25 protein-coding genes are annotated in these 24,196 nt (G+C 65.7%); 24 read left to right on the top strand and 1 reads right to left on the bottom strand.

Annotated features, from left to right (window positions below; genetic code table 11):
• Positions 1-3: 3 nt before the first annotated feature.
• From PWP93_RS32780 to PWP93_RS32860, 17 genes are all read left to right on the top strand, one after another.
• Positions 4-417 carry a phenol hydroxylase subunit gene (locus PWP93_RS32780; protein WP_421047744.1) on the top strand — a complete coding sequence of 138 codons (414 nt, stop codon included), beginning with the start codon at positions 4-6 and terminating at the stop codon, positions 415-417.
• Positions 418-427: 10 nt separating this feature from the next.
• On the top strand, positions 428-1,423 hold the full coding sequence (locus PWP93_RS32785) for a phenol hydroxylase (protein WP_421025860.1): 996 nt from the start codon (positions 428-430) through the stop codon (positions 1,421-1,423).
• A 33-nt stretch (positions 1,424-1,456) separates the two neighbouring features.
• Positions 1,457-1,726, top strand: a complete 270-nt coding sequence (locus tag PWP93_RS32790) for an MmoB/DmpM family protein (RefSeq protein WP_421025859.1) — start codon at positions 1,457-1,459, stop codon at positions 1,724-1,726.
• Between the two features lie 43 nt (positions 1,727-1,769).
• The gene (locus PWP93_RS32795; protein WP_421047745.1) at positions 1,770-3,320 is read left to right on the top strand and encodes an aromatic/alkene/methane monooxygenase hydroxylase/oxygenase subunit alpha; all 1,551 of its coding nucleotides are present in this window, start codon (positions 1,770-1,772) and stop codon (positions 3,318-3,320) included.
• A 124-nt stretch (positions 3,321-3,444) separates the two neighbouring features.
• The gene (locus PWP93_RS32800; protein ID WP_421025857.1) at positions 3,445-3,801 is read left to right on the top strand and encodes a phenol hydroxylase subunit P4; all 357 of its coding nucleotides are present in this window, start codon (positions 3,445-3,447) and stop codon (positions 3,799-3,801) included.
• A gap of 25 nt (positions 3,802-3,826) precedes the next feature.
• Positions 3,827-4,891, top strand: coding sequence for an NADH:ubiquinone reductase (Na(+)-transporting) subunit F (locus PWP93_RS32805; protein WP_421025856.1), 1,065 nt, complete (start codon positions 3,827-3,829; stop codon positions 4,889-4,891).
• A 1-nt stretch (position 4,892) separates the two neighbouring features.
• Positions 4,893-5,249, top strand: coding sequence for a 2Fe-2S iron-sulfur cluster-binding protein (locus PWP93_RS32810; protein WP_421025855.1), 357 nt, complete (start codon positions 4,893-4,895; stop codon positions 5,247-5,249).
• Between the two features lie 17 nt (positions 5,250-5,266).
• Positions 5,267-6,211 (top strand): catechol 2,3-dioxygenase, encoded by a 945-nt coding sequence (locus PWP93_RS32815; protein WP_421047746.1) that lies wholly within the window; start codon positions 5,267-5,269, stop codon positions 6,209-6,211.
• 24 nt (positions 6,212-6,235) lie between these two features.
• Complete coding sequence (locus tag PWP93_RS32820; protein ID WP_421047747.1) at positions 6,236-6,700, top strand: GlcG/HbpS family heme-binding protein; 465 nt, start codon at positions 6,236-6,238, stop codon at positions 6,698-6,700.
• A gap of 77 nt (positions 6,701-6,777) precedes the next feature.
• Positions 6,778-8,289, top strand: a complete 1,512-nt coding sequence (locus tag PWP93_RS32825; RefSeq protein WP_421047748.1) for a 2-hydroxymuconic semialdehyde dehydrogenase — start codon at positions 6,778-6,780, stop codon at positions 8,287-8,289.
• Positions 8,290-8,325: 36 nt separating this feature from the next.
• On the top strand, positions 8,326-9,108 hold the full coding sequence (gene dmpE, locus PWP93_RS32830) for a 2-oxopent-4-enoate hydratase (RefSeq protein ID WP_421047749.1): 783 nt from the start codon (positions 8,326-8,328) through the stop codon (positions 9,106-9,108).
• A 50-nt stretch (positions 9,109-9,158) separates the two neighbouring features.
• Positions 9,159-10,091 (top strand): acetaldehyde dehydrogenase (acetylating), encoded by a 933-nt coding sequence (locus PWP93_RS32835; protein ID WP_421047750.1) that lies wholly within the window; start codon positions 9,159-9,161, stop codon positions 10,089-10,091.
• 55 nt (positions 10,092-10,146) lie between these two features.
• Positions 10,147-11,193, top strand: a complete 1,047-nt coding sequence (dmpG, locus tag PWP93_RS32840; RefSeq protein ID WP_421025849.1) for a 4-hydroxy-2-oxovalerate aldolase — start codon at positions 10,147-10,149, stop codon at positions 11,191-11,193.
• Entirely contained in the window at positions 11,190-11,978 is a 789-nt protein-coding gene (dmpH, locus tag PWP93_RS32845; RefSeq protein ID WP_421047751.1) for a 2-oxo-3-hexenedioate decarboxylase, read from the top strand. Before dmpG ends, dmpH begins: the two co-directional genes overlap by 4 nt.
• Before the next feature lie 19 nt (positions 11,979-11,997).
• Positions 11,998-12,189: a 2-hydroxymuconate tautomerase gene (locus PWP93_RS32850; RefSeq protein ID WP_421025847.1), complete on the top strand. Its 192-nt coding sequence runs from the start codon at positions 11,998-12,000 to the stop codon at positions 12,187-12,189.
• 35 nt (positions 12,190-12,224) lie between these two features.
• The gene (locus tag PWP93_RS32855) at positions 12,225-13,046 is read left to right on the top strand and encodes an alpha/beta fold hydrolase (RefSeq protein WP_421047752.1); all 822 of its coding nucleotides are present in this window, start codon (positions 12,225-12,227) and stop codon (positions 13,044-13,046) included.
• Between the two features lie 121 nt (positions 13,047-13,167).
• The gene (locus PWP93_RS32860) at positions 13,168-14,070 is read left to right on the top strand and encodes a SphA family protein (RefSeq protein WP_421047753.1); all 903 of its coding nucleotides are present in this window, start codon (positions 13,168-13,170) and stop codon (positions 14,068-14,070) included.
• A gap of 118 nt (positions 14,071-14,188) precedes the next feature.
• On the opposite strand, the gene gcvA is transcribed toward PWP93_RS32860, so the two are convergent.
• Positions 14,189-15,082: a transcriptional regulator GcvA gene (gene gcvA, locus PWP93_RS32865; protein WP_421047754.1), complete on the bottom strand. Its 894-nt coding sequence runs from the start codon at positions 15,080-15,082 to the stop codon at positions 14,189-14,191.
• Between the two features lie 203 nt (positions 15,083-15,285).
• Between gcvA and PWP93_RS32870 the strand changes: the two genes are divergently transcribed.
• From PWP93_RS32870 to PWP93_RS32900, 7 genes are all read left to right on the top strand, one after another.
• On the top strand, positions 15,286-16,131 hold the full coding sequence (locus PWP93_RS32870; RefSeq protein WP_421047755.1) for a transketolase: 846 nt from the start codon (positions 15,286-15,288) through the stop codon (positions 16,129-16,131).
• Positions 16,128-17,126, top strand: a complete 999-nt coding sequence (locus PWP93_RS32875; protein WP_421047756.1) for a transketolase family protein — start codon at positions 16,128-16,130, stop codon at positions 17,124-17,126. Before PWP93_RS32870 ends, PWP93_RS32875 begins: the two co-directional genes overlap by 4 nt.
• A 52-nt stretch (positions 17,127-17,178) precedes the next feature.
• A complete protein-coding gene (locus PWP93_RS32880; RefSeq protein WP_421047757.1) occupies positions 17,179-17,943 on the top strand; it encodes an SDR family NAD(P)-dependent oxidoreductase in 765 nt (254 codons plus the stop codon).
• A gap of 139 nt (positions 17,944-18,082) precedes the next feature.
• Positions 18,083-19,126, top strand: a complete 1,044-nt coding sequence (locus tag PWP93_RS32885) for a TRAP transporter substrate-binding protein (RefSeq protein ID WP_421047758.1) — start codon at positions 18,083-18,085, stop codon at positions 19,124-19,126.
• A 5-nt stretch (positions 19,127-19,131) separates the two neighbouring features.
• Entirely contained in the window at positions 19,132-20,991 is a 1,860-nt protein-coding gene (locus PWP93_RS32890) for a TRAP transporter large permease subunit (protein ID WP_421048071.1), read from the top strand.
• A gap of 108 nt (positions 20,992-21,099) precedes the next feature.
• On the top strand, positions 21,100-23,100 hold the full coding sequence (tkt, locus tag PWP93_RS32895; protein WP_421047759.1) for a transketolase: 2,001 nt from the start codon (positions 21,100-21,102) through the stop codon (positions 23,098-23,100).
• Positions 23,101-23,152: 52 nt separating this feature from the next.
• Positions 23,153-24,109, top strand: coding sequence for a D-2-hydroxyacid dehydrogenase (locus tag PWP93_RS32900; protein ID WP_421047760.1), 957 nt, complete (start codon positions 23,153-23,155; stop codon positions 24,107-24,109).
• Positions 24,110-24,196: the final 87 nt, after the last annotated feature.

Below are 24,196 nucleotides of genomic sequence, written 5' to 3' on the forward strand. Positions count from 1 at the left end.
CAAATGATGAAAATGGCCGTTTTGTTGGGGTTTGGGGCGGCGGCCCGAAGCAGATTTCCATTCTGGTTAACCGGCATTGTGCTTCGCGAATACGAATTTTGTTTCAGGGCTTTCCCTGAATTATCGAGATTTTTTGCGGGGACGGACGAAGGTGGCACGGATGCTGCATTGAAGTGCGGCATGGAGGCGACACCGATCATGGATCCAACGACAACCGTTCAACCCCCGTTCGACCCGGGCTGCAAGTATGTCCGGGTGACCGGCACCAACAGCCGCGGCTTCGTCGAATTCGAGCTTTCGATTGGCGGCGCACCGGAGCTCGTCGTCGAGCTGACGTTGCCTCCTGCCGCGTTCGACGCGTTCTGCGCCGAGCAGCACGTGACGCGGCTGGACCACGAAGCGAACCCAAGACCTTGAGGAGCAGGAAGTGACCATCGAGCTGAAGACAGTCGACATCAAGCCGCTTCGCCACACCTTCGCGCACGTGGCGCGGCATATCGGCGGCGACAAGACGGCGACGCGCTACCAGGAAGGAATGATGGGCGCGCAGCCCCAGGCGAACTTCCATTACCGCCCGACCTGGGATCCCGATCACGAGATCTTCGATGCGTCGCGCACCGCGATCCGCATGGAGAACTGGTATGCACTGAAGGATCCCCGCCAGTTCTACTACGCATCGTGGGCGACCGCGCGCGCACGCCAGCAGGACACGATGGAATCGAACTTCGAGTTCGTCGAGTCGCGCCGGATGATCGACCTGATGCCCGACGAGGTTGCCGCGCAAGCGCTCGACATTCTGGTGCCGCTGCGCCATGCGGCGTGGGGCGCGAACATGAACAACGCGCAGATCTGCGCGCTCGGCTACGGCACCGTGTTCACCGCGGCTGCGATGTTTCATGCGATGGACAACCTGGGCGTCGCGCAGTACCTGACGCGCCTCGCGCTGTCGATGGACGGGCCCGATGCGCTCGACGCGGCGAAGGCCGCCTGGCAGACGGATGCCGCATGGCAACCGCTGCGCCGCTATGTCGAGGACACGTTCGTCGTCGCCGACCCGGTCGAGCTGTTCATCGCTCAGAACCTTGCGCTCGACGGCCTGCTGTATCCGCTCGTCTATGACCGTTTCGTCGATGAACGGATCGCGCTCGCCGGCGGCTCCGCGGTCGCGATGCTGACCGCGTTCATGCCCGAATGGCACACGGAATCGAACCGCTGGGTCGATGCGGTTGTGAAGACGATGGCGGCCGAATCCGACGACAACCGTGCCTTGCTCGCGCGCTGGACGCGCGACTGGGCCGCGCGGGCGACCGAGGCGCTGGCGCCGGTGGCGCAGCGGGCGCTGCGCGACGCAGGCGGCGCGGCGCTCGAAGAAGCGGGCGAGCAGTTCCGCGCCCGCATCGGGAAACTCGGCATCGCGCACTGACCCGGCGCCACGACTTCACTTGAGGAAACACGCATGTCAAACGTATTCATCGCCTTTCAGGCTAATGAGGAATCCAGACCAATCGTCGAGGCGATCGTCGCGGATAACCCGAGCGCGGTCGTCGTCGAATCGCCCGGCATGGTGAAGATCGATTCGCCGGACCGCTTGACGATCCGCCGCGACACGATCGAGGAACTGACCGGCGCGCGCTTCGACCTGCAGCAGATCCAGGTGAACCTGATCACGCTGTCGGGCCACATCGACGAAGACGACGACCAGTTCACGCTGAGCTGGTCGCACTGAAACGAACAGCGCGCCACGCGCGCCGATAACACCGGAGACACGAATGGACACGCCAACGCTCAAGAAAAAGCTCGGCCTGAAAGACCGTTACGCGGCGATGACGCGCGGCCTCGGCTGGGAGACGACCTACCAGCCGATGGACAAGGTCTTCCCGTACGACCGTTACGAGGGCATCAAGATTCACGATTGGGACAAGTGGGTCGATCCGTTCCGCCTGACGATGGACGCGTACTGGAAATATCAGGGCGAGAAGGAAAAGAAGCTCTACGCGGTGATCGACGCGTTCACGCAGAACAACGCGTTCCTCGGCGTGACCGACGCACGCTACATCAACGCGCTGAAGCTGTTCATCCAGGGCGTGACGCCGCTCGAATATCTCGCCCACCGCGGCTTCGCGCACGTCGGCCGGCACTTTACGGGCGAGGGCGCGCGCATCGCGTGCCAGATGCAGTCGATCGACGAGCTGCGGCACTACCAGACCGAAACGCACGCGATGTCGACCTACAACAAGTTCTTCAACGGCTTCCATCACTCGAACCACTGGTTCGATCGCGTGTGGTACCTGTCGGTGCCGAAGTCGTTCTTCGAGGATGCGTACTCGGCCGGACCGTTCGAGTTCCTCACCGCAGTCAGCTTCTCGTTCGAGTACGTGCTGACGAACCTGCTGTTCGTGCCGTTCATGTCGGGCGCCGCGTACAACGGCGACATGTCGACCGTGACGTTCGGCTTCTCCGCGCAGTCGGACGAGTCGCGCCACATGACGCTCGGCATCGAGTGCATCAAATTCATGCTCGAACAGGACCCGGGCAACGTGCCGATCGTGCAGCGCTGGATCGACAAGTGGTTCTGGCGCGGCTACCGGCTGCTCACGCTCGTCGCGATGATGATGGACTACATGCAGCCCAAGCGCGTGATGAGCTGGCGCGAATCGTGGGAGATGTACGCGGAGCAGAACGGCGGCGCGCTGTTCAAGGATCTCGCGCGCTACGGCATTCGCGAGCCGAAGGGCTGGCAGGACGCGTGCGAAGGCAAGGACCACATCAGCCACCAGGCATGGTCGACGTTCTACGGGTTCAACGCGGCTTCCGCATTCCACACCTGGGTGCCGACCGAAGACGAGATGGCATGGCTGTCGGCGAAGTATCCGGACTCGTTCGACCGCTATTACCGGCCGCGTTTCGAATACTGGGGCGAGCAGGCGAAGGAAGGCAAGCGCTTCTACATGAAAACGCTGCCGATGCTGTGCCAGACCTGCCAGATCCCGATGCTGTTCACCGAGCCCGGCAACCCGACGAAGATCGGCGCGCGCGAATCGGACTACCTCGGCAACAAGTTCCATTTCTGCAGCGACCACTGCAAGGAAATCTTCGACCACGAGCCGCAGAAATACGTGCAGGCGTGGCTGCCCGTGCACCAGATCTACCAGGGCAACTGCTTCCCGCCCGATGCGGATCCGGGTGCCGAAGGCTTCGATCCGCTCGCCGCGGTGCTCGATTACTACGAGGTGGGCATGGGCCGCGACAACCTCGATTTCGAAGGCTCGGAAGATCAGAAGAACTTCGCGGCATGGCGCGGCCAGGCCACCAGCAACTGATCGATACGCAACCGATACCTAACCGATACCCAACCGATACGCAATCAAAGCGTAGCCAATACGCAACCTCGAACGAGACCGGCGCACGCGCGCACGCGCGAACGCCGGCCGACAGGAGACAAGCATGACCGTCATCGCGCTCAAACCCTACGACTTCCCGATCAAGGACGCGGTCGGGAAGTTTCCGGCGCCGCTCTTGTACGTGTGCTGGGAAGACCACCTGATGTTCCCGGCGCCATTCTGCCTGCCGCTGCCGCCGGACCTGCCGTTCGGCGCGCTGGCCAGCGATGTGCTGCCGCCCGTCTACGGCTACCACCCGGACTTCGCGAAGATCGACTGGGACCGCGTGGAGTGGTTCCGCTCCGGCAAGCCGTGGACGCCGGACGCGTCGAAGAGCCTGGCCGGCAACGGCCTCGGGCACAAGGATCTGATCAGCTTCCGCACGCCGGGCCTCGACGGCCTCGCCGGCGCGAGTTTCTGATCGTCACGTAGACGGGCGAACCATCATGAGCCATCAACTTACCATCGAGCCGCTGGGCGTCACGATCGAGGTCGAGGAAGGACAGACGATGCTCGACGCCGCGCTGCGCCAGGGCATCTACATTCCGCACGCGTGCTGTCACGGGCTGTGCGGCACTTGCAAGGTCGCGGTGCTGGACGGCGAAACCGATCTCGGCGACGCGAACCCGTTCGCGCTGATGGACTTCGAGCGCGAGGAGGGCAAGGCGCTCGCATGCTGCGCGACGCTGCAGGCCGATACCGTGATCGAGGCCGACGTCGATGAGGACCCGGACGCGGAAATCATCCCGGTCAAGGACTTCGCCGCCGACGTCACGCGCATCGAGCAGTTGACGCCGACCATCAAGTCGATCCGGCTGAAGCTCTCTCAGCCGATCCATTTTCAGGCGGGCCAGTACGTGCAGCTCGAGATTCCCGGCCTTGGGCAGAGCCGCGCGTTCTCGATCGCGAATGCACCCGCCGACGTCGAGGCGACTGGCGAGATCGAGCTGAACGTGCGGCAGGTGCCGGGCGGTCTCGGCACGGGCTACCTGCACGAAAAGCTCGCGACCGGCGAGCGCGTGCGCCTGTCCGGCCCATATGGCCGCTTCTTCGTGCGCCGCTCGGCTGCACTGCCGATGATCTTCATGGCTGGCGGCTCGGGCTTGTCGAGTCCGCGCTCGATGATCGCCGATTTGCTCGCCAGCGGCGTGACCGCGCCGATCACGCTGGTCTACGGGCAGCGCAACGCGAAGGAGCTCTACTACCACGACGAGTTCCGCGCGCTCGCCGAACGTTACCCGAACTTCACCTACGTGCCGGCGCTGTCCGAAGGCGCGGCGGATGCCGGCGATGGCGTCGCGCAAGGGTTCGTGCACGACGTCGCGAAGGCGCACTTCGACGGCGACTTCTCGGGCCACCAGGCGTATCTGTGCGGCCCGCCCGCGATGATCGACGCATGCATCACCGCGCTGATGCAGGGGCGCCTGTTCGAGCGCGACATCTATCACGAGAAGTTCATCTCGGCGGCCGACGCGCAGCAGACGCGCAGCCCGCTGTTCCGCCGGGTGTGACATGGACGCGAGCCGTGTGTGCGGGACGGTGACGATCGCGCAGACCGACGAGCGCTACGCATGCGCGAGCGGCGAATCGCTGCTCGCCGGCATGGCGAAGCTTGGCCGGCGCGGCATTCCGGTCGGCTGCCTGAACGGCGGCTGCGGCGTATGCAAGGTGCGCGTGCTGCGCGGCGCGGTGCGCAAGCTCGGGCCGATCAGCCGCGCGCACGTGAGCGCCGAGGAGGAGGACGACGGTTATGCGCTCGCGTGCCGCGTGGCGCCGGACGGCGACGTGGAGCTGGAAGTGGCCGGCCGGTTGAAGAAGCCTTTCTTTTGCGGCTCGGCCTGTGCCGGGGCGCCGGTTATCAAAAAGTAATCTGGAGGAGACACATCATGGGTGTGATGCGTATTGGTCATGTCAATCTGAAGGTGATGGACATGGAAGCGGCGCTTCGGCATTACATACGCGTGCTCGGCATGCAGGAGACGATGCGCGACGCGGCCGGCAACGTCTATCTGAAATGCTGGGACGAATGGGACAAGTATTCGCTGATCCTCTCGCCGTCGGACCAGGCGGGGCTCAAGCATGCCGCGTACAAGGTCGAGCATGACGCGGACCTCGACGCGCTCAAGCAGCGCATCGAAGCATACGGAATCGCGACCGAGATGCTGCCGGAAGGTGCGCTGCCGGGCGTGGGCCGCCAGTTGCGCTTCCTGCTGCCGAGTGGGCACGAGCTGCGCCTGTTCGCGAAGAAAGAATTCGTTGGCACCGCGGTCGGTTCGCTGAACCCCGATCCGTGGCCCGACGACATTCCGGGCTCCGCCGTGCACTGGCTCGACCACTGCCTGCTGATGTGCGAGATGAACCCGGAGGCCGGCGTGAACCGCGTCGAGGAGAACACGCGCTTCATGGCCGAGTGCCTCGACTTCCACCTCGCCGAGCAAGTGATGGTCGGCCCCGGCAACACGATCCAGGCCGCGACGTGGATGTTCCGCAGCACGACGCCGCACGACATCGCGTTCGTCGGCGGCCCAAGTAATGGGCTGCATCACATCGCGTTCTTCCTCGACGACTGGGCCGACGTGCTGAAGTCGGCGGACGTGATGGCGAAGAACAAGGTGAAGATCGACGTCGCGCCGACGCGCCACGGGATCACGCGCGGCACCACCATCTACTTCTTCGATCCGAGCGGCAACCGCAACGAGACCTTCGCGGGCCTGGGCTATCTCGCGCAGCCCGATCGCCCGGTCACGACGTGGACCGAGGACGAACTCGGGCGCGGGATCTTCTTCCACTCCGGCGAGCTGAACGAAGCGTTCACGACCGTCTACACCTGACTACCTTCACAGGAGCACAGCGTCATGGCTCGCAATGATTCGACCCACAGCGTCGGCACGCGCGTGATCGACTGGTCCGCCGCGTCGCGCGCCGCGCAGGCGGCGGCGCAGGCCGCCGAGCGGCTCGGCGTGCGCGTGAACGTCGCCGTCGTCGATGCGGGCGGCTTGCTCGCGGCATTCGTGCGGATGCCAGGCGCGCCGCTGCATTCGATCGACATCGCGATCGACAAGGCGTACACGGCCGCGAGCTTCGGCTTGCCGACCGGTGCGTGGCACGACGCGCTGGCCGCGCATTCGGAGGCCGTGCGGCAGGGGCTCGTGCTGCGCGCGCGCTTCGTCGCGTTCGGCGGCGGGCTGCCGATCGTCGAGGACGGCGTGCTGATTGGCGGCATCGGCGTGTCGGGCGGCAGCGAGGCGCAGGACGAAAGCTGCGCGCGCGCGGGCCTCGACGCGGTCGGCTTCGACGCGGTCGGCCTCGGCGGCGCGTGACGGGCGACGGGCCGCCACGCGCACATTATTTAAGGAACGAATCCGCTCACGGATTCACGACTATCGGCACACACATCATGTACGACACGGAACCCAGAGCCGCGACACGCGGCCCCGCCGGCGGGCAGCCGGAACCGCGGCTGGTCCGCAACTTCATCGACGGCGACTATCGCGCGGGCGAACGCTGGTTCGACAAGCGCTCGCCGCTCGACAACGCGCTGATCGCGCGCGTCGCCGAAGCGAGCCGCGCCGATGTCGACGCGGCAGTGCAGGCGGCGCGTGCGGCGCTGGCGGGGCCGTGGGGCGGTCTCACCGTCGCTCAGCGTGTCGAAATACTGTACGCGGTCGCCGACGGCATCACGCGCCGCTTCGACGATTTTCTCGAAGCCGAAGTGGCCGACACCGGCAAGCCGGTGAGTCTCGCGAGCCATATCGACATCCCGCGCGGCGCGGCGAACTTCAAGGTATTCGCCGACGTCGTGAAGAACGTGCCCGGCGAAACTTTCGAAATGGCGACGCCCGATGGCGCGGGCGCGCTCAACTACGCGATCCGCCGGCCGGTCGGCGTGGTCGGCGTGATCTGCCCGTGGAACCTGCCGCTGCTGCTGATGACGTGGAAGGTCGGCCCCGCGCTCGCATGCGGCAACACGGTCGTTGTCAAGCCATCCGAAGAAACGCCGCAGACCGCGGCGCTGCTCGGCGAGGTGATGAACGCGGCGGGCGTGCCGCGCGGCGTCTACAACGTCGTGCACGGCTTCGGGCCCGATTCGGCCGGCGAATTCCTGACGACCCATCCGGGCGTGAACGCGATCACCTTCACCGGCGAGACGCGCACCGGCGCGGCGATCATGAAGGCGGCGGCCGACGGCGCGCGGCCCGTCAGCCTCGAGATGGGCGGCAAGAACGCGGCGATCGTGTTCGCGGACTGCGACTTCGACGCGGCCGTCGAGGGCACGTTGCGCTCGTGCTTCTCGAACGCGGGGCAGGTCTGCCTCGGCACCGAGCGCGTGTATGTCGAGCGGCCGCTGTTCGAGCGCTTCGTCGCCGCGCTGAAGGCCGGCGCCGAGCGGCTGCAGCCGGGCCGGCCGGAAGCGGACACGACCGGCATCGGGCCGCTCATCAGCCAGGAACACCGCACCAAGGTGCTGTCGTACTACCGCAAGGCGGCCGAGCTCGGCGCGACGATCGTCACGGGCGGCGGCGTGCCCGACATGCCGGACGAACTGCGTGACGGCGCATGGGTGCAGCCGACGATCTGGACGGGCCTGGGCGACGATTCGCCGATCGGGCGCGAGGAGATCTTCGGGCCGTGCGCGCTCGTGATGCCGTTCGACTCCGAGGCCGAGGTGATCGGCCGCGCGAATGCGAACGTGTACGGGCTGGCGACCGCGATCTGGACCACCAACCTGTCGCGCGCGCATCGCGTGGCGGCGTCGATCGACGTCGGCATTGCGTGGGTCAATTCGTGGTTCCTGCGCGACCTGCGCACCGCGTTCGGCGGTGCGAAGCAATCGGGCATCGGCCGCGAAGGCGGCGTGCATTCGCTCGAGTTCTACACGGAACTGCGCAACGTCTGCATCAAGCTCTGATGCCGTTTCTACTGACCTACTGACTGGACGATTCATATGGATTCCACATTGATCTCCACGCTGGGCGACCGGCTGTACGACGCGATGACCTCGCGCACGCCCATCGCGCCGCTGACCTCGCAGCACGAGGACCTCTCGGTCGACGACGCCTACCGGATCCAGCAGCGCTTCGTGCAGCGCCGCCTGGATGCGGGCGAGAGCGTCATCGGCAAGAAGATCGGCGTTACGTCGAAGGCGGTGATGGACATGCTCGGCGTGTACCAGCCCGATTTCGGCTACCTGCTGTCGGGGATGGTGTACGGCGAGGGCGAATGCATCGCGCTCGACACGCTGATCCAGCCGAAGGCCGAAGGCGAGATCGCCTTCGTGCTCAAGCGCGACCTGCTCGGCCCCGGCGTGACGAACGCGATGGTGCTGGCCGCGACCGAATGCGTCATGCCGTGCTTCGAGATCGTCGATTCGCGGATCCGCGACTGGAAGATCCGCATCGGCGACACGGTCGCGGACAACGCATCGTGCGGCGTGTTCGTGCTCGGCGACAAGGCGGTGAGCACGCGCAGCGTCGATCTCGCGACCTGCGGGATGGTGCTCGAGAAGAACGGCGACGTGATCGGCACCGGCGCGGGCGCGGCCGCGCTCGGCTCGCCGGTCAACGCCGTCGCCTGGCTCGCCAACACGCTCGGCCGCCACGGCATTGCGCTGAAGGCTGGCGAAGTGATCCTGTCCGGCGCGCTCGCCGCGATGGCGCCGGTCGGCCCGGGCGACAACTTCCGCGTGTCGATCGGTGGGATCGGCGCGTGTTCGGTGCGCTTCGCGTGAGCGGCGCGGTTCTCATTCACTGCTCATTTATTGCAAAACAAGGATTCCTCATGACCCAGAAAATCCGTTGCGCGCTGATCGGCCCCGGCAATATCGGCACCGACCTGCTCGCCAAGCTCATGCGCAGCCCCGTGCTCGAACCCGTCTGGATGGTCGGCATCGATCCCGACTCCGATGGCCTGAAGCGCGCGCGCGAACTCGGCCTGAAGACCACCGCCGATGGCGTCGACGGCCTGCTGCCGCACGTGCAGGCCGACGGCGTGCAGATCGCGTTCGACGCGACAAGCGCCTACGTGCACGCGGAAAACAGCCGCAAGCTCAACGCGCTCGGCGTGCTGATGATCGACCTGACGCCGGCCGCAATCGGCCCGTACTGCGTGCCGCCCGTGAACCTGAAGGACCACATCGGCTCGGGCGAGATGAACGTGAACATGGTCACGTGCGGCGGCCAGGCGACGATCCCGATGGTGCGCGCGGTCTCGCGCGTGCAGCCGGTCGCATACGGCGAGATCGTCGCGACCGTCTCGTCGCGCTCGGTCGGACCCGGCACGCGCAAGAACATCGACGAATTCACGCGCACCACGGCGGCGGCCGTCGCGCAGGTCGGCGGCGCGAAGGAGGGCAAGGCGATCATCGTGATCAACCCCGCCGAGCCGCCGCTGATCATGCGCGACACCGTGCACTGCCTGACCGAGGGCACGCCCGACGAGGCGCGCATCGTCGAATCGGTGCACGCGATGATCGCCGACGTGCAGCGCTACGTGCCGGGCTACCGGCTCGTGAACGGGCCGGTGTTCGACGGCAAGCGCGTGTCGGTGTATCTCGAGGTCGAAGGCCTCGGCGACTACCTGCCGAAATACGCGGGCAACCTCGACATCATGACGGCCGCCGCCGCGCGCACCGCCGAAATGTTCGCCGAGGAGTTGCTGGCAGGCCGTCTCGCGCTCGCGCCGCTCGCGCCGGCCGCGCCGGAAACCGCGTGATGCGCGCCGCGGCGCACCCGCGCATGACGAATCAACGGACGAACAAGGAACGGCAATGAATCTCAAAGGCAAGCGAATCACCGTCCACGACATGACGCTGCGTGACGGCATGCACCCGAAGCGTCACCAGATGACGCTCGAACAGATGCGCTCGATCGCGACCGGGCTCGACGAAGCGGGCGTGCCGCTGATCGAGGTCACGCACGGCGACGGCCTCGGCGGCTCGTCGGTCAACTATGGCTTTCCCGCGCACACCGACGCGCAATACCTCGGCGCCGTGATCCCGCTGCTCAAGCGCGCGAAGGTGTCGGCGCTGCTGCTGCCGGGCATCGGCACCGTCGATCATCTGAAGGAGGCGCACGCGCTTGGCGTGCACACGATCCGCGTCGCGACCCACTGCACCGAGGCCGACGTGTCGGAGCAGCACATCGCGATGGCGCGCAAGCTCGACATGGATACCGTCGGCTTCCTGATGATGAGCCACATGAACAGTCCGGAAGGGCTCGTGAAGCAGGCGAAGCTGATGGAGGCCTACGGCGCGAACTGCATCTACATCACCGATTCCGCGGGCTACATGCTGCCCGACGACGTGAAGGCACGGCTGGGCGCGGTGCGCGACGCGCTGCAGCCTGAGACCGAGCTGGGCTTTCACGGCCACCACAACCTCGCGATGGGCGTCGCGAACTCGATCGCCGCGATCGAGGCCGGCGCCAACCGGATCGACGGCGCATCGGCGGGGCTCGGCGCGGGCGCGGGCAATACGCCGCTCGAAGTGTTCGTCGCGGTATGCGAGCGCATGGGCATCGAGACCGGCGTCGACGTCTGGAAGATCCAGGACGTCGCCGAGGATCTCGTCGTGCCGATGATGGACTTCCCGATCCGCATCGATCGCGACGCGCTCACGCTCGGCTATGCGGGCGTGTACGGATCGTTCCTGCTGTTCGCGAAGCGCGCCGGCGACAAGTACGGCATTCCGGCACGCGACATCCTCGTCGAGCTGGGCCGGCGCGGCATGGTCGGCGGCCAGGAGGACATGATCGAGGACACCGCGCTGACGCTCGCGAAGGCGCGCGCGGCGCAAGCAAAGCGGGAGGCCGCATGAACCTGTCGACCGATATCGTCGAATCGCTCGCCGCGCATCTCGACGACTGCATGCGCGAAGCGCGCGACACCCCGAAGATCACCGACCGTCATCCGGAAATGGACTGGGACGACGCGTATGCGGTGCAGGATGCGATCCGCCGCCGGCAGCTCGGGCGCGGCGCGCGGATCGTCGGCTACAAGGCCGGCCTGACGTCGCACGCGAAGATGCGCCAGATGGGCGTGAACACGCCGGTGTTCGGATTCCTGACCGATATCTACGACCTTCCCGAAGGCGGCGAGTGCGATACGTCCGCGCTGATCCACCCGAAGGTGGAGCCGGAGATCGCATTCGTCACGAAGGCCGATCTCAAGGGGCCTGGCTGCCATATCGGCGCGGTGCTGGCCGCGACCGACTTCGTCGTGGCCGGCATCGAGGTGATCGACAGCCGCTACCGCGACTTCAAGTTCGACCTGAAAAGCGTGGTGGCCGACAACACCTCGGCCGCGCGCTTCGTCGCGGGCGGCCGCCCGCTCGCGGTGGGCGGCGTGGATCTGCGCACGCTCGGCGTCGTGCTCGAGAAGAACGGGCTGCCGGTCGCGTTCGGCGCGGGCGCGGCGGTGCTCGGGCATCCGGCCGCCGCGATCGCGATGCTCGCAAACCATCTCGGCGCACGCGGCGAATCGATTCCGGCCGGCAGCCTGATTTTGTCGGGCGGCATCACCGAGGCGGTGGCTGTCGCGGCTGGCGACAGCGTGACGCTGCGCGTGCAGGACATCGGCTCGATCGGCCTGCGCTTCATCTGAACGAAACAAGGAGGCCATCGTGCCGGTAGCGCATCTCTACATCCTCGAAGGCCGCGACGACGACAAGAAGGAACGCCTGATCGCCGAGGTCACGCAGGCCATTCATCGCTCGCTCGATGCACCGGTCGAATCGGTGCGCGTGATCATCACCGAGATGCCGAAGGGGCATTTCGGGATCGGCGGGCAGAGCGCGAAACAGCGCGGGCGCTGATGCGCGCCGCATCCGACAATCGATTGGGGAACGTCATGTCAAGCAATCCTGAATTTGGCCGCCGGATCGTCGCCGGCGGCATCGACACGAACTATCACGACGTTGGCGACGGTCCGCCCGTGCTGCTGATCCATGGATCGGGGCCGGGCGTGACGGCCTGGGCGAACTGGCGCCTCACGATGCCCGCGCTCGCGCAGCAGTTCCGCGTGATCGCGCCGGACATGGCGGGTTTCGGCGAGACCGAACGCCCGGCCGGCTACCAGTATTCGATGGACAACTGGGTCGACCATGCGCTCGGCCTGCTCGATGCGCTCGGCGTCGAGCGTGCGCACGTGATCGGCAATTCGTTCGGCGGCGCACTGGCGCTCGCGCTCGCCATCCGCGCGCCGGCGCGCGTAGGCCGGCTCGTGCTGATGGGCGCGGCGGGCACGCGCTTCACACTAACCGAAGGGCTCGACGCGGTGTGGGGCTATACGCCGTCGATCGCGAACATGCGCGCGCTGCTCGACGTGTTCGCGTATGACCGCGCGCTCGTGAACGACGAGCTCGCGAAGCTGCGCTACGAAGCCAGCGTGCGGCCCGGCTACCAGGAGGCGTTCGCGAACATGTTTCCGGCGCCGCGGCAGCGCTGGGTCGATGCGCTCGCGAGCGACGAAGCGAAGCTGCGTGCATTGACGCACGAGACGCTGATCGTGCACGGGCGCGAGGACCGCGTCATTCCGCTAGCAAGCTCGCTGAAGCTGCTCGAATTGCTGCCGAATGCGCAACTGCATGTGTTCGGCCAGTGCGGGCACTGGACGCAGATCGAGCACGCGGCGCGTTTCAACCGTCTCGTCGTTGACCATTTCAACGAGTAGTGCATCGGCAGGACGCGTTGCCGCCAGGTATCGGAAGACACGATGCGTGGCGGCAGCGCGGGAAGGTTAGCCTGAACCAACATAAGAAAGACAGTCAGCATAACGAATCATGGAGACAAGGATGAATCGGAAGGCGGCATTCGGATTGATCTCGCTCGCGGCCTGCGCGGGCATCATGTTGAGCACCGGCGCATCGGCGACGGAGGGCGGCAGCGATACGATCGGCGAGGGCGCCGAAGCGTTCTTCGCGGGCGCGCTGCCGCCGGCCGGGCTGTACGGCCTGCTTTATTACACGCATTACCATGCGTCGCGTTTCAACGATTCGCAGGGCAACAATTCGGTGCCGGGTTTCAAGCTCGATGCGGACGTGCTGATTCCGCGCGTCGTCTGGATGTCGAACCTGTCGGTGCTTGGCGGACGCTACGGCGCGTATGCGGTGCTGCCGATGGAGCATCTGGCGCTGGATGCGGGCGGCGCGTCGTTCGACCGTACCAACCTCGGCGACCTGATCGTCAGCCCCGCGCTGATCGCGTGGGGCTCGGGCGCGCTGCGCACGGTGGCCGCGATCGAATTCGTGTTTCCGACCGGCCAGTACGACCCGCATGCGGCGCTGAACACGGGCAAGAACTACTACACCGCGCGGCCAGTGTTCGCCGCCTCATGGTTGCCGAACGACAAGGTCGAGGTGTCCGCGAAGTTCACATATAGCTTCAATTCCCCGAACGACGACACGCATTACCACTCGGGCAATCTATTTCACTTCGACTATTCGGCGAGTTATGCGGTCACGCCTAAGGTGCGCGTCGGGTTATCGGGCTACTTCGTCGAGCAGACGACGAACGACATGCAGAACGGGCAGCCGGTCAACGGCGACGGCTTTCGCGGACAGACGTTTGCGATCGGGCCGGGGATTCGCTATCAGTTCAGCAAGATCAGCCTGGAAGCGCGCGTCGTGAAGGAATTCTTCGTGCACAACCGGCCGGCTGGAGAGGCCGTATGGGCGAAGGCGGTCATCCCGTTCTGATTTGACGCCGCGGCGCCGGTTGAGTGGATATACGAAGCGAAAAGCCGGAATGTCAAATTCCATTGGACGAGCCCGACGCCAAGCACCCGATCTCCCAATGGTGTTTGCAAAGGCGACTTCAGCCCGCCCCGAGTTCGTCGAACAGCCAGTCCTGAAAGCGCTTGAGCTTCGGCAGATCCGCGCGCGACTTCAGCAGGTTGAGGGTGTAGCCGTTCACTCGTAATCCCTCGAAACCCAACGGTGCGACCAGCGTGCCGGTTTCCAGCTCGCGCTGCACGAGCAGCAGGCTCTCCAGACACACGCCCATACCGTCCGCGGCCGCGCTGATGGCCATAAAGGAGCGATCGAAGCGCGGGCCGCGCGTGATGTCGAGCACCACCTTGCGATGCAGCCGCATCCAGTCTCGCCATCCCACGAGACAGCCCTCGCTGTGGATCAAGGCGTGATGGCGCAGGTCCGCCACCGTGCGTATCGGCCGCTCGCCGTTCGCGAGCCGCGGCGAGCACAGCGGCACGATGGTCTCGAGCGGCAGGTCGAGCACCATCGTGCCCGCCGGCTGCAGGCGCCGCGCGCCGTAGCGAATGTCGATATCGACTGACTCCTTGATGAGATCCACGGCCGCCGACGACGCATTGAGCCGAACGTCGATATCCGGATGCAGCGCGCTGAAACGCGCGAGTCTGGGCATCAGCCATTGCGTGGCGATGCTGGGCGTCGCGTGGACAGTGAGGATGTCACTCTTTTCGATGCGCCCGATATCGCGCGTCGCCTTGTCGATACGCGCGAACGCCGCGCCGATTTCCTCTGCATATTGACGCCCCGTGTCCGTGAGCACCACGGCGCGGTGCACGCGATGAAAGAGCCGCACGCCCAATTGCTCCTCCAGTAGCTTGATTTGATGGCTCACCGCCGAGGGCGTGACGAACAGTTCGTCTGCTGCGAGTGCGAAAGACGAGAGCCGCGCGGCGGCTTCGAAAGCCTGTATGGACTTGAGCGAAGTTCGATTTTGCATTGCAGCATTCACATGAATTCATCTCAACGATAGCCCACTTTAATTCGTTTGAGCGAATGTGTCCAAGTCGATACGCTTTATCCATTCGCAGCGCAAAGGAATCAAGGGATTACCCGAAGCTGCGAACGAGACGAATCATCCGCCATGAAACACCGGCCTCCCGGCGCGCAAGCCGGGCCGGGGGCCACAAGAAGGAGACACGCGTGAATACGAGCGAAGCCGGGCACACCGCCCAACTCGCGGAACACGCCTGGCGCATCCGCCGCAATGCGCTGCTGATGGGCGAGGTACAGGGGCAGGGCTATATCGGGCAGGCGCTCGACATTGCGGACGTACTGGCCGTCGCGTACTTCGGCGCGATGCGCTACCGCCCCGAAGACCCGGAATGGGAAGGGCGCGACCGCTTCCTGCTCTCCAACGGCCACTACGCGATTGCGCTCTACGCCGCACTGTTCGAAGCGGGCGTCCTGCCCATCGACGAACTCGAAACCTATGGCAGCGACGACAGCCGCCTGCCGATGTCGGGCATGGCGAGCTACACGCCGGGCATGGAGATGTCGGGCGGCTCGCTCGGCCAGGGCCTCACGATTGCCGTCGGGCGCTGCCTCGGCCTGAAGCGCAAGGGCTCGGACGCCTTCGTCTACACGCTCTTCTCCGATGGCGAGCTCGACGAGGGCGCGATCTGGGAAGGCCTCATGTCCGCCGCGCACTGGAAGCTCGACAACCTGATCGCCATCGTCGACGTGAACAACCAGCAGGCCGACGGTCCCTCGACGCAAGTCATGGCGTTCGAGCCGCTGGTCGAAAAGCTCGACGCTTTCGGCTGGTACACGCAGCGCGTCAATGGCAACGATATCGAGGCCGTGAAGCGCGCCTTCGACAACGCGCGCCAGCATCAGGGCGAGCAGCCGCGCATCATCGTCTGCGATACGAAGATGGGTTGCGGCGTGCCGTTCCTCGAAGCGCGCGAGAAAAACCATTTCATCCGCGTCGATGCCCACGAGTGGCAGCTCGCGCTCGAAGCGCTCGACGCCGGGAGGCAAGCATGAGCACCGTCCTGAAGAAGCCGCGCCTGAAAACCTCGGCCATGATCGCGTCGATTGCGGCCGAAGGCCAGCTGACCCGTTCCGCGCCGTTCGGCCATGCACTCGTCGAGCTGGCGCGCAAGAAGCCGCAGGTCATCGGCATGACGGCCGATCTCGGCAAATACACCGACCTGCATATCTTCGCGAAGGAATTTCCCGAGCGTTACTACCAGATGGGCATGGCCGAGCAGTTGCTGATGGGCGCGGCGGCCGGCTTCGCGCATGAAGGCGCGCAGCCCTTCGTCACGACCTATGCGGTGTTCGGCACGCGCCGCGCGTACGACTTCATTCACCAGACGATCGCCGAAGACAACCTCGACGTGAAGATCGTCTGCGCGCTGCCGGGGCTCACGACCGGCTACGGCCCGAGCCACCAGGCGGCCGAGGACCTCGCGCTGATGCGCGCCATGCCGAACATGACCGTGATCGATCCTTGCGATGCGCTCGATATCGAGCAGATGGTGCCCGCCATCGCGGCCCACAAAGGCCCCGTCTATGCACGCCTGTTGCGCGGCAACGTGCCCGCCGTGCTCGACGAATACGACTACCGCTTCGAGCTGGGCAAAGCGAAGCTGCTGCGCGACGGCAACGACGTGCTCCTGATCTCGTCGGGGATCATGACGATGCGCTCGCTGGAGGTGGCCAAGGCGCTGCAGGCCGACAACATCGGTGTGGGCGTGCTGCACGTGCCCACCATCAAGCCGCTCGACACGGCCACGATTCTGCGCGAGGCAAAGCGCACGGGCCGCATGGTGATCGTCGCGGAGAACCATACGGTGATCGGGGGACTCGGCGAAGCCGTGGCGCGCACGCTGCTCGGCGCGGGCGTGACGCCGCCGTTTCGCCAGATCGCGCTGCCCGACGCGTTTCTCGACGCGGGCGCGCTGCCCACGCTGCACGACCGCTACGGCATCTCGACCGAAACCATGTGCGACACCATCAAGGGCTGGCTTGGCTGAGCGGGCTCCCATCACGACAACACCAGTCCATAATCAGGAAGGAGAACACCTCATGTCCGAATCGCGTCTTCTCGACGGCAAAGTCGCCGTTATTTCCGGTGCAGCCTCGCCGCGCGGCATTGGCATGGCCACCGCGCGCATGTTCGCGAAGCACGGCGCCAAAGTCGCCATTCTCGATCTCGACCTGTCGGCGGCGCGCGACGCGGCCGCGTCGATCGGCCCGGAGCATCGCGGCTACGCATGCGACGTCACGGATCAGCAGGCGTGCGCGGCAGCGGTCGAGCAAGTGGTTGCCGACTTTGGCGCCATCGACGTGCTCGTCAACAACGCGGGCATCACGCAGGCGGTCAAGCTGCTCGATATCGACGCGGCGAGCTGGGACCGCATTCTCGACGTGAACCTGCGCGGCGTGCTCTATCTCTCGCAGGCCGTCGTGCCGCAAATGAAGAAGCAAAAGAGCGGTTCGATCGCCTGCATGTCGTCGGTGTCGGCGCAGCGCGGCGGCGGCATTCTCGGCGGTCCTCATTATTCCGCCGCGAAGGCCGGGGTATTGGGTCTTGCCAAAGCGATGGCGCGCGAGTTGGGCAACGACGGCATCCGCGTGAACTGCGTGACGCCGGGCCTGATCCAGACCGACATCAACGCAGGCAAGATTAGCGACGACAAACGCGGCGAGATTCTCGCGGGCATTCCGCTGAACCGCCTGGGCGTGCCCGACGATGTCGCCGGTGCGTTCCTCTTTCTCGCCGCGCCGATCTCGTCGTACATTACCGGCGCCGTCATCGACGTCAACGGCGGCATGCTGATTCACGGCTGACGCAAAACGGCGCGCGGCCTGCTCCGGCCGGCCGCGCGCATCAATGCTGTCGCCGGGCACAGACAAGCGCGCCGTAGAGCGGGCTGTGCGGGAAAACATAAAACGCGATACCTGCGTATCCATCTTGGAGGAGCACATCATGAGCAATCGTTCGAACTCCGGCCGCGGCCTCGACCGGCGGACCTTCCTTAAAGCGGGCGCGAGCGTTGCCGCCGCGGCGCCGCTCTGGGGGCTGTCGATCCGCCGCGCGTCGGCTGCCGACTTCTCGTACAAGCTCGCGACGGGGCAAGACCCGACGCATCCCGTCAATGTCCGCGCGCAGCAGGCCTGCGACAAGATTCGCGCCGCCACGGGCGGCAAGCTCGACATCAAGGTGTTTCCCTCGAACCAGCTCGGCTCGGATACCGACCTGCTTTCGCAGGTGAGAAGCGGCGGGGTGGAGTTCTTCAATCAGGCGTCGTCGGTGCTCGCGACGCTCGCGCCCGCAGCCGGCATCGTCAACACGGGCTTTGCGTTCCCCGACTACGACACGGTCTGGAAAGCGATGGACGGCGATCTGGGCGCCTACGTGCGTGCGCAAATCGAGAAGACCGGCATCGTGACGGTGTCGCGCGTATGGGACAACGGCTTCAGGCAGATCAGCTCCTCCACGCGCGTCATCAAGCAGCCCGGTGATCTGAAGGGCTTCAAGATCCGCGTGCCACAGGCGCCGATGCTCACGTCGCTGTTCCAGGCGCTCGGTGCGGGCCCTTCGCCGATCAATTTCAACGAGCTGTATTCGGCGCTGCAAACGGGCGTCGTGGAAGGGCAGGAGAATCCGCTGCCGATCATCGCGACCACCAAGCTCTACGAAGTGCAGAAGTCGATCAGCCTGACCTCGCACGTGTGGGACGGCTACTGGATTCTCGGCAATCGCCGCGCATGGGAGCGGCTGCCTGCCGACATGCGCGCCATCGTGACGCGCGAATTCGAAGCGGCAGGCATGCTGCAGCGCGCCGATATTGCGAATCTCAATGGCAGGCTGAGCGGCCAGTTGAAAGCGAAGGGCATCAATATCGTCGACGTGAACCGACCGGCGTTTCGCGACGCATTGCGCAAGACCAGCTTCTATAGCGACTGGAAAGGCAAATATGGGGCAGAGGGCTGGAGCCTGCTCGAAAAGTATTCCGGAAAACTGGTATGAACGCCATGCAGACCGCCACTTTCCCCCAACCGTCGCCGCGCCGCCTTGTCGTTCTCGTCGACAATGCGCTGGCGCGCTGCGTCGAAATTCCCGCCGCGCTGCTCGTGCTCGCCGAGATCTGCGTGCTGCTGGCGGGCGTCACGAGCCGCTACGTGCTGCATACGCCGCTCGTCTGGTCCGATGAGCTGGCGTCCATGCTGTTCGTGTGGCTCGCGATGCTCGGCGCGGTGATCGCGTTGCGGCGCGGCGAGCACATGCGCATGACCGCGCTGGTGAGCAAGACCTCGCCGCAGACGCGCGCATTTCTCGACGTCGTGGCGATTGCCGCGCCGCTGGCGTTCCTGCTGCTGATCGTCGGGCCCGCCGTGGACTTCGCGCAGGACCAAGGCATGATTACGACGCCCGCCCTTGGCATCTCGGACACCTGGCGCGCCGCAGCGCTGCCCGTTGGCAGCGCGCTCATGCTCGCGGTAGCGTGCCTGCGCCTGATTCGCGTTGGCAAGTGGACGACGATGGCCGCGGCGCTCGCGCTGGTCGGCGCCATCGCAGGCGCTTTCGTTGCCGTGAGTCCGCTGCTGCAGAACCTCGGCAACGCGAACCTGCTGATCTTCTTTGTGGGGCTCGTCGCGCTGTGCGTGCTCTCGGGTGTGCCGATTGCGTTTTCGTTCGGACTCGCAACGTTTGGCTATCTCGCGCTCACCACGAGCACGCCGCTGAGCGTGGTCGTCGGCCGCATGGACGAAGGCATGTCGCACCTGATTCTGCTCTCGGTGCCGCTCTTTGTCTTTCTCGGCCAGTTGATCGAGATGACCGGCATGGCGGCTGCGATGATTTCGTTTCTCGCGAGTCTGCTCGGCCACGTGCGTGGCGGGCTGTCGTATGTGCTCGTGGGGGCGATGTATCTGGTGTCCGGCATTTCCGGTTCGAAGGCCGCCGATATGGCCGCCATCGCGCCCGTGCTGTTCCCCGAGATGAAGGCGCGCGGCGCAAAGCCCGGCGACCTCGTCGCGCTGCTCGCGGCCACCGGCGCGCAAACGGAGACCATTCCGCCGAGCCTCGTGCTGATCACGCTCGGCTCGGTCACGGGCGTGTCGATCTCGGCGCTGTTCACGGGCGGCATGCTGCCCGGCATCGTGCTGGCGATCACGCTGTGCAGCGTCGTCTGGTGGCGCTATCGCGGCGACGATCTTTCCGACGTGCGCCGCGCGACCCGCCGTGAAATCCTGCGCAAGCTCGTGGTTGCGCTGCCCGCGCTCGCGCTGCCGTTCGTGATTCGCCTCGCGGTCGTCGAAGGCGTGGCGACGGCGACCGAGGTCTCGACGATCGGCATCGTCTATGCCGTGCTCGCGGGGCTGATCATTTACCGTCGTTTCGAATGGGCGCGCATCAAGCCGATGCTGATCGATACGGCCGCGTTGTCCGGAGCGATCCTGCTGATCATCGGCGCCGCGACCGGCATGGCGTGGGCGCTCACGCAGTCGGGCTTCTCGGGCCAGCTCGCCCAGACCCTGGCAGGGCTGCCCGGCGGCGCGGCGACTTTCCTCGCGGCTTCGATCCTCGTGTTCGTGGTGCTCGGCAGCGTGCTCGAAGGCATCCCTGCGGTGGTGTTGTTCGGACCCCTGATGTTCCCGATCGCGCATCAACTGGGCATCAACGAGGTGCATTACGCCATGGTCGTGATCCTCTCGATGGGCGTGGGCCTGTTCGCGCCGCCGTTCGGAGTCGGCTACTACTCGGCGTGCGCCGTGAGCCGCATCCATCCCGACGAAGGCATGAAGCCGATCATCGGCTATATGGTCGCGCTCGTGATCGGCTTGATCGTCGTGGCCGCCGTACCCTGGATTTCCACCGGCTTCCTGCATTGACGCACCGCGCCGCGTCTTGCCCAGGACGCGGCGCTTTTCCCCCAAGTTCCCCAATTTCACCCAGAACCATCGCCGCCGCCTTCACGGGCGACGCGGCAAGGAGAAGTCATGTCCGCACGCATGCCGTTGCACCAGGCGTTGCAAGAAACGAGGCCGCTCGCCAACGCCATCCGCTTTCTCGCGATCGATGCCATCGTGCGCGCCGGCGAGGGCCATCAGGGCGTCCCGCTCGGCATGGCGGAAATCGCGACGGCGCTCTTTACGCAGCACTTGAAGTTCAATCCCGCCGATCCGCAGTGGCCCGACCGCGACCGCTTCGTGTTGTCGAACGGACACGGCTCGATGCTGCTCTATGCACTGCTGCATCTGAGCGGATACGCAAAGTTCGGCATCGATCAGATCAAGACCTTTCGTGAGATGGGCTCGCGCTGCGAGGGCCATCCCGAATTCGATCCTGCAGCAGGCATCGAAGTGACAACGGGCCCGCTCGGCCAGGGCATCGCGAACGCGTTCGGCATGGCTGTTGCGGAGGCGTATCTGAACGCGAAATTCGGCGACGGCATCGTGAACCATCACACGTATGCGTTCGTGGGCGACGGCTGCCTGCAGGAGGGCGTCGGCCAGGAGATGATCGCGCTGGCGGGCCATCTGCAACTGGGCAAGCTGATTCTCTGCTGGGACGACAACGGCATCACCGACGACGGCAGCACCGCGCTTTCGATCAGCGAAGACGTGAGCGCGCGGTTTCGTATCGCGGGTTGGCAGGTGATCGAAGTCGATGGACACGATCTCGACGCGGTGGCGGCGGCGCTCGCCGAGGCCAAGCGCGATCCGCGCCCATCGATGCTCGCGTGCCGCACGGTCATCGCGCGCGGTATTGCGCGCCTGCAAGGGCAGCGGGGCGGGCACAGCGGCAAGCTGTTCGAAGCCGATGCCGACGCGGCGCGCAAGGAACTGGGCTGGGCCCATGCGCCATTCGAGATTCCGCACGACGTGCTCGATGCCTGGCGCGCCGCCGGACGGCGCAGCGAGAGCGACTATCTGGCGTGGCGCGAGCGGCTTGCCGCATTGCCCGCCGAGGCGCGCGCCGAATTCGAGCGCATTCAGGCGGGCCGCTTGCCCGAGGGCTGGCAGCGCGTGCTCGAAGACTATAAAAGGCAGAGCATCGAGCGCGGCGAGGCCGAGGCGGGCATCACGATTTCCGCCGAGATCAACGACCGGCTCGCGCACCTGCCCGAGCGCATGGTCGCGTGCGCGGACCTCGAAGCGCCGACGAGCCACAAGCGCCGCCTGCACGCGTTCACGGCCGAGGACCGCAGCGGCGCATACGTGCATTGCGGCGTGCGCGAGCACGTGATGGGCGCCATGGCGAACGGCATGGCCGCGCACGGCGGCGTGATACCGCTGGCGCTCACCTACCTCGCATTCTCCGACTACGAACGACCCGCGATGCGCATGGCCGCGCTCATGGGCCTGCCCGTGAAGTTCGTGTTCAGCCACGACTCGATCGGCGTCGGCAGGAACGGGCCGACCCATCAGCCCGTGGAGATTCTCGCGTCATTGCGCGCGCTGCCGAACATGCGCGTGTTCCGGCCCGCCGACGCCGTCGAGGCCGCCGAATGCTGGGCGCTCGCCTATGAGCACCGCAGCGGCCCGAGCACGATGGTGTTCGCGCGGCAGAGCCTGCCGCTCGTGCGCAAGAGCCATGGTGCGGAGAACCTCTGTGCGCGCGGCGGCTATGTGCTCGCGCAGGCCGAAGGGGGCAAGCGCCTCGTCACGCTGCTGGCCACCGGATCGGAGGTCGCGCTGGCGCTTGCAGCGCGCGATCGATTGCAGAGTGAAGGCATTCCCACGGCCGTGGTCTCGCTGCCTTGCTGGGAGTTGTTCGACGCACAGGACACCGCGTATCGCCAGGAGGTGCTTGGCGTGAATACGGTACGCATTGGCGTGGAGGCCGCCGTGCGTTTTGGCTGGGACCGCTACCTCGGCGAGCGTGGCGGCTTCGTGGGCATGGCCGGATTTGGGGCGTCGGGGCCGGCCGAGGCCTTGTACGCACACTTCGGCATCACGCCCGGGCACATCGTTGCTGAAGCCAGGCTCCATCTTTGAGCCGTTTCAACAGCCACAACGGCAATCAACCAGCAATCAACCAGGAATCAGCATGGAGAAGATCGTCTTTCTCGACCGCGCGACGCTCGCGCCGCAAATCCGGCTTTCGCGCCCGGCGTTCGCACAAGAATTCATCGAGTACGACCATACTTCAGCCGGGCAGGTCGCCGCGCGCCTGGCGGGTGCGACTATCGCGATCACCAACAAGGTGCCGCTGACGGCCGAAGCGCTCGCGCAGCTGCCATCGTTGAAGCTGATCGCCGTTGCGGCGACCGGCACCGACTGCATCGACAAATCCGCCTGCGAGCGTCAGGGCATTCGCGTGTCGAATATTCGCGGCTACGCGGTGAACACGGTGCCCGAGCATACCTTCGCGTTGATGCTGGCATTGCGGCGCAATCTGATTGCTTACCGCGACGACGTGCTCAACGGCGAATGGCAGAAGTCCGGCCAGTTCTGTTTCTTCAACCATGCGATACGCGACCTGGGCGGCATGACGCTGGGCATTATCGGCGAGGGCGTGCTGGGGCAGCGCGTGGCCGAGATTGCGAAGGCCTTCGGCATGCGTGTGCTCTTCGCGGCGCACAAGGGCCGCGAAGGGCTCGGGCCGCTTTACACACCGTGGGACGAAATGCTGGCAAGCAGCGACGTCATCACGATACACAGCCCGTTGACGCCGCAGACGCGCGGCATGCTCGCGCTGCCCGAGTTTCGCGCGATGAAGCGCAAGCCGCTCATCATCAATACGGCGCGCGGTGGGCTCGTCGATGAGGATGCGCTTGTGCGCGCGCTCGACGAAGGGTGGATCAGCGGCATTGGCTTCGACGTGCTATCGGGCGAGCCGCCCGCCGATGACAATCCGCTGATGAAAATCGCCGCGCGGCCGAACGTGATCGTGACGCCGCACGTGGCATGGGCTTCCGATGAAGCGCAGCAAAGCCTCGCGGATCAGTTGATGGACAACATTCACCGCTTCGTTTGCGGGGAGCCGGTCAACGTGGTGGTCTGAAGGGGCGGCGGCCGGCCGCCGGTTTCCGGCTCATCGATTGGGGCTGTTCCGTCTGGGAATGCAGCGCATAATTGGCCCATGATGATT

The organism is Paraburkholderia sp. A1RI-2L, from assembly GCF_048957375.1.
GTDB lineage: Bacteria > Pseudomonadota > Gammaproteobacteria > Burkholderiales > Burkholderiaceae > Paraburkholderia.

Excerpts from the sequence above, each read along its gene's own strand:
- PWP93_RS32780 (WP_421047744.1), top strand. The coding sequence starts at position 4 with ATGATGAAAATGGCCGTTTTGTTGGGGTTTGGGGCGGCGGCCCGAAGC.
- PWP93_RS32790 (WP_421025859.1), top strand. The coding sequence starts at position 1,457 with ATGTCAAACGTATTCATCGCCTTTCAGGCTAATGAGGAATCCAGACCA.
- PWP93_RS32795 (WP_421047745.1), top strand. The coding sequence starts at position 1,770 with ATGGACACGCCAACGCTCAAGAAAAAGCTCGGCCTGAAAGACCGTTAC.
- PWP93_RS32800 (WP_421025857.1), top strand. The coding sequence starts at position 3,445 with ATGACCGTCATCGCGCTCAAACCCTACGACTTCCCGATCAAGGACGCG.
- PWP93_RS32805 (WP_421025856.1), top strand. The coding sequence starts at position 3,827 with ATGAGCCATCAACTTACCATCGAGCCGCTGGGCGTCACGATCGAGGTC.
- PWP93_RS32810 (WP_421025855.1), top strand. The coding sequence starts at position 4,893 with ATGGACGCGAGCCGTGTGTGCGGGACGGTGACGATCGCGCAGACCGAC.
- PWP93_RS32815 (WP_421047746.1), top strand. The coding sequence starts at position 5,267 with ATGGGTGTGATGCGTATTGGTCATGTCAATCTGAAGGTGATGGACATG.
- PWP93_RS32820 (WP_421047747.1), top strand. The coding sequence starts at position 6,236 with ATGGCTCGCAATGATTCGACCCACAGCGTCGGCACGCGCGTGATCGAC.
- PWP93_RS32825 (WP_421047748.1), top strand. The coding sequence starts at position 6,778 with ATGTACGACACGGAACCCAGAGCCGCGACACGCGGCCCCGCCGGCGGG.
- dmpE (WP_421047749.1), top strand. The coding sequence starts at position 8,326 with ATGGATTCCACATTGATCTCCACGCTGGGCGACCGGCTGTACGACGCG.
- PWP93_RS32835 (WP_421047750.1), top strand. The coding sequence starts at position 9,159 with ATGACCCAGAAAATCCGTTGCGCGCTGATCGGCCCCGGCAATATCGGC.
- dmpG (WP_421025849.1), top strand. The coding sequence starts at position 10,147 with ATGAATCTCAAAGGCAAGCGAATCACCGTCCACGACATGACGCTGCGT.
- dmpH (WP_421047751.1), top strand. The coding sequence starts at position 11,190 with ATGAACCTGTCGACCGATATCGTCGAATCGCTCGCCGCGCATCTCGAC.
- PWP93_RS32855 (WP_421047752.1), top strand. The coding sequence starts at position 12,225 with ATGTCAAGCAATCCTGAATTTGGCCGCCGGATCGTCGCCGGCGGCATC.
- PWP93_RS32860 (WP_421047753.1), top strand. The coding sequence starts at position 13,168 with ATGAATCGGAAGGCGGCATTCGGATTGATCTCGCTCGCGGCCTGCGCG.
- gcvA (WP_421047754.1), bottom strand. The coding sequence starts at position 15,082 with ATGCAAAATCGAACTTCGCTCAAGTCCATACAGGCTTTCGAAGCCGCC.
- PWP93_RS32875 (WP_421047756.1), top strand. The coding sequence starts at position 16,128 with ATGAGCACCGTCCTGAAGAAGCCGCGCCTGAAAACCTCGGCCATGATC.
- PWP93_RS32880 (WP_421047757.1), top strand. The coding sequence starts at position 17,179 with ATGTCCGAATCGCGTCTTCTCGACGGCAAAGTCGCCGTTATTTCCGGT.
- PWP93_RS32885 (WP_421047758.1), top strand. The coding sequence starts at position 18,083 with ATGAGCAATCGTTCGAACTCCGGCCGCGGCCTCGACCGGCGGACCTTC.
- PWP93_RS32890 (WP_421048071.1), top strand. The coding sequence starts at position 19,132 with ATGCAGACCGCCACTTTCCCCCAACCGTCGCCGCGCCGCCTTGTCGTT.
- tkt (WP_421047759.1), top strand. The coding sequence starts at position 21,100 with ATGTCCGCACGCATGCCGTTGCACCAGGCGTTGCAAGAAACGAGGCCG.
- PWP93_RS32900 (WP_421047760.1), top strand. The coding sequence starts at position 23,153 with ATGGAGAAGATCGTCTTTCTCGACCGCGCGACGCTCGCGCCGCAAATC.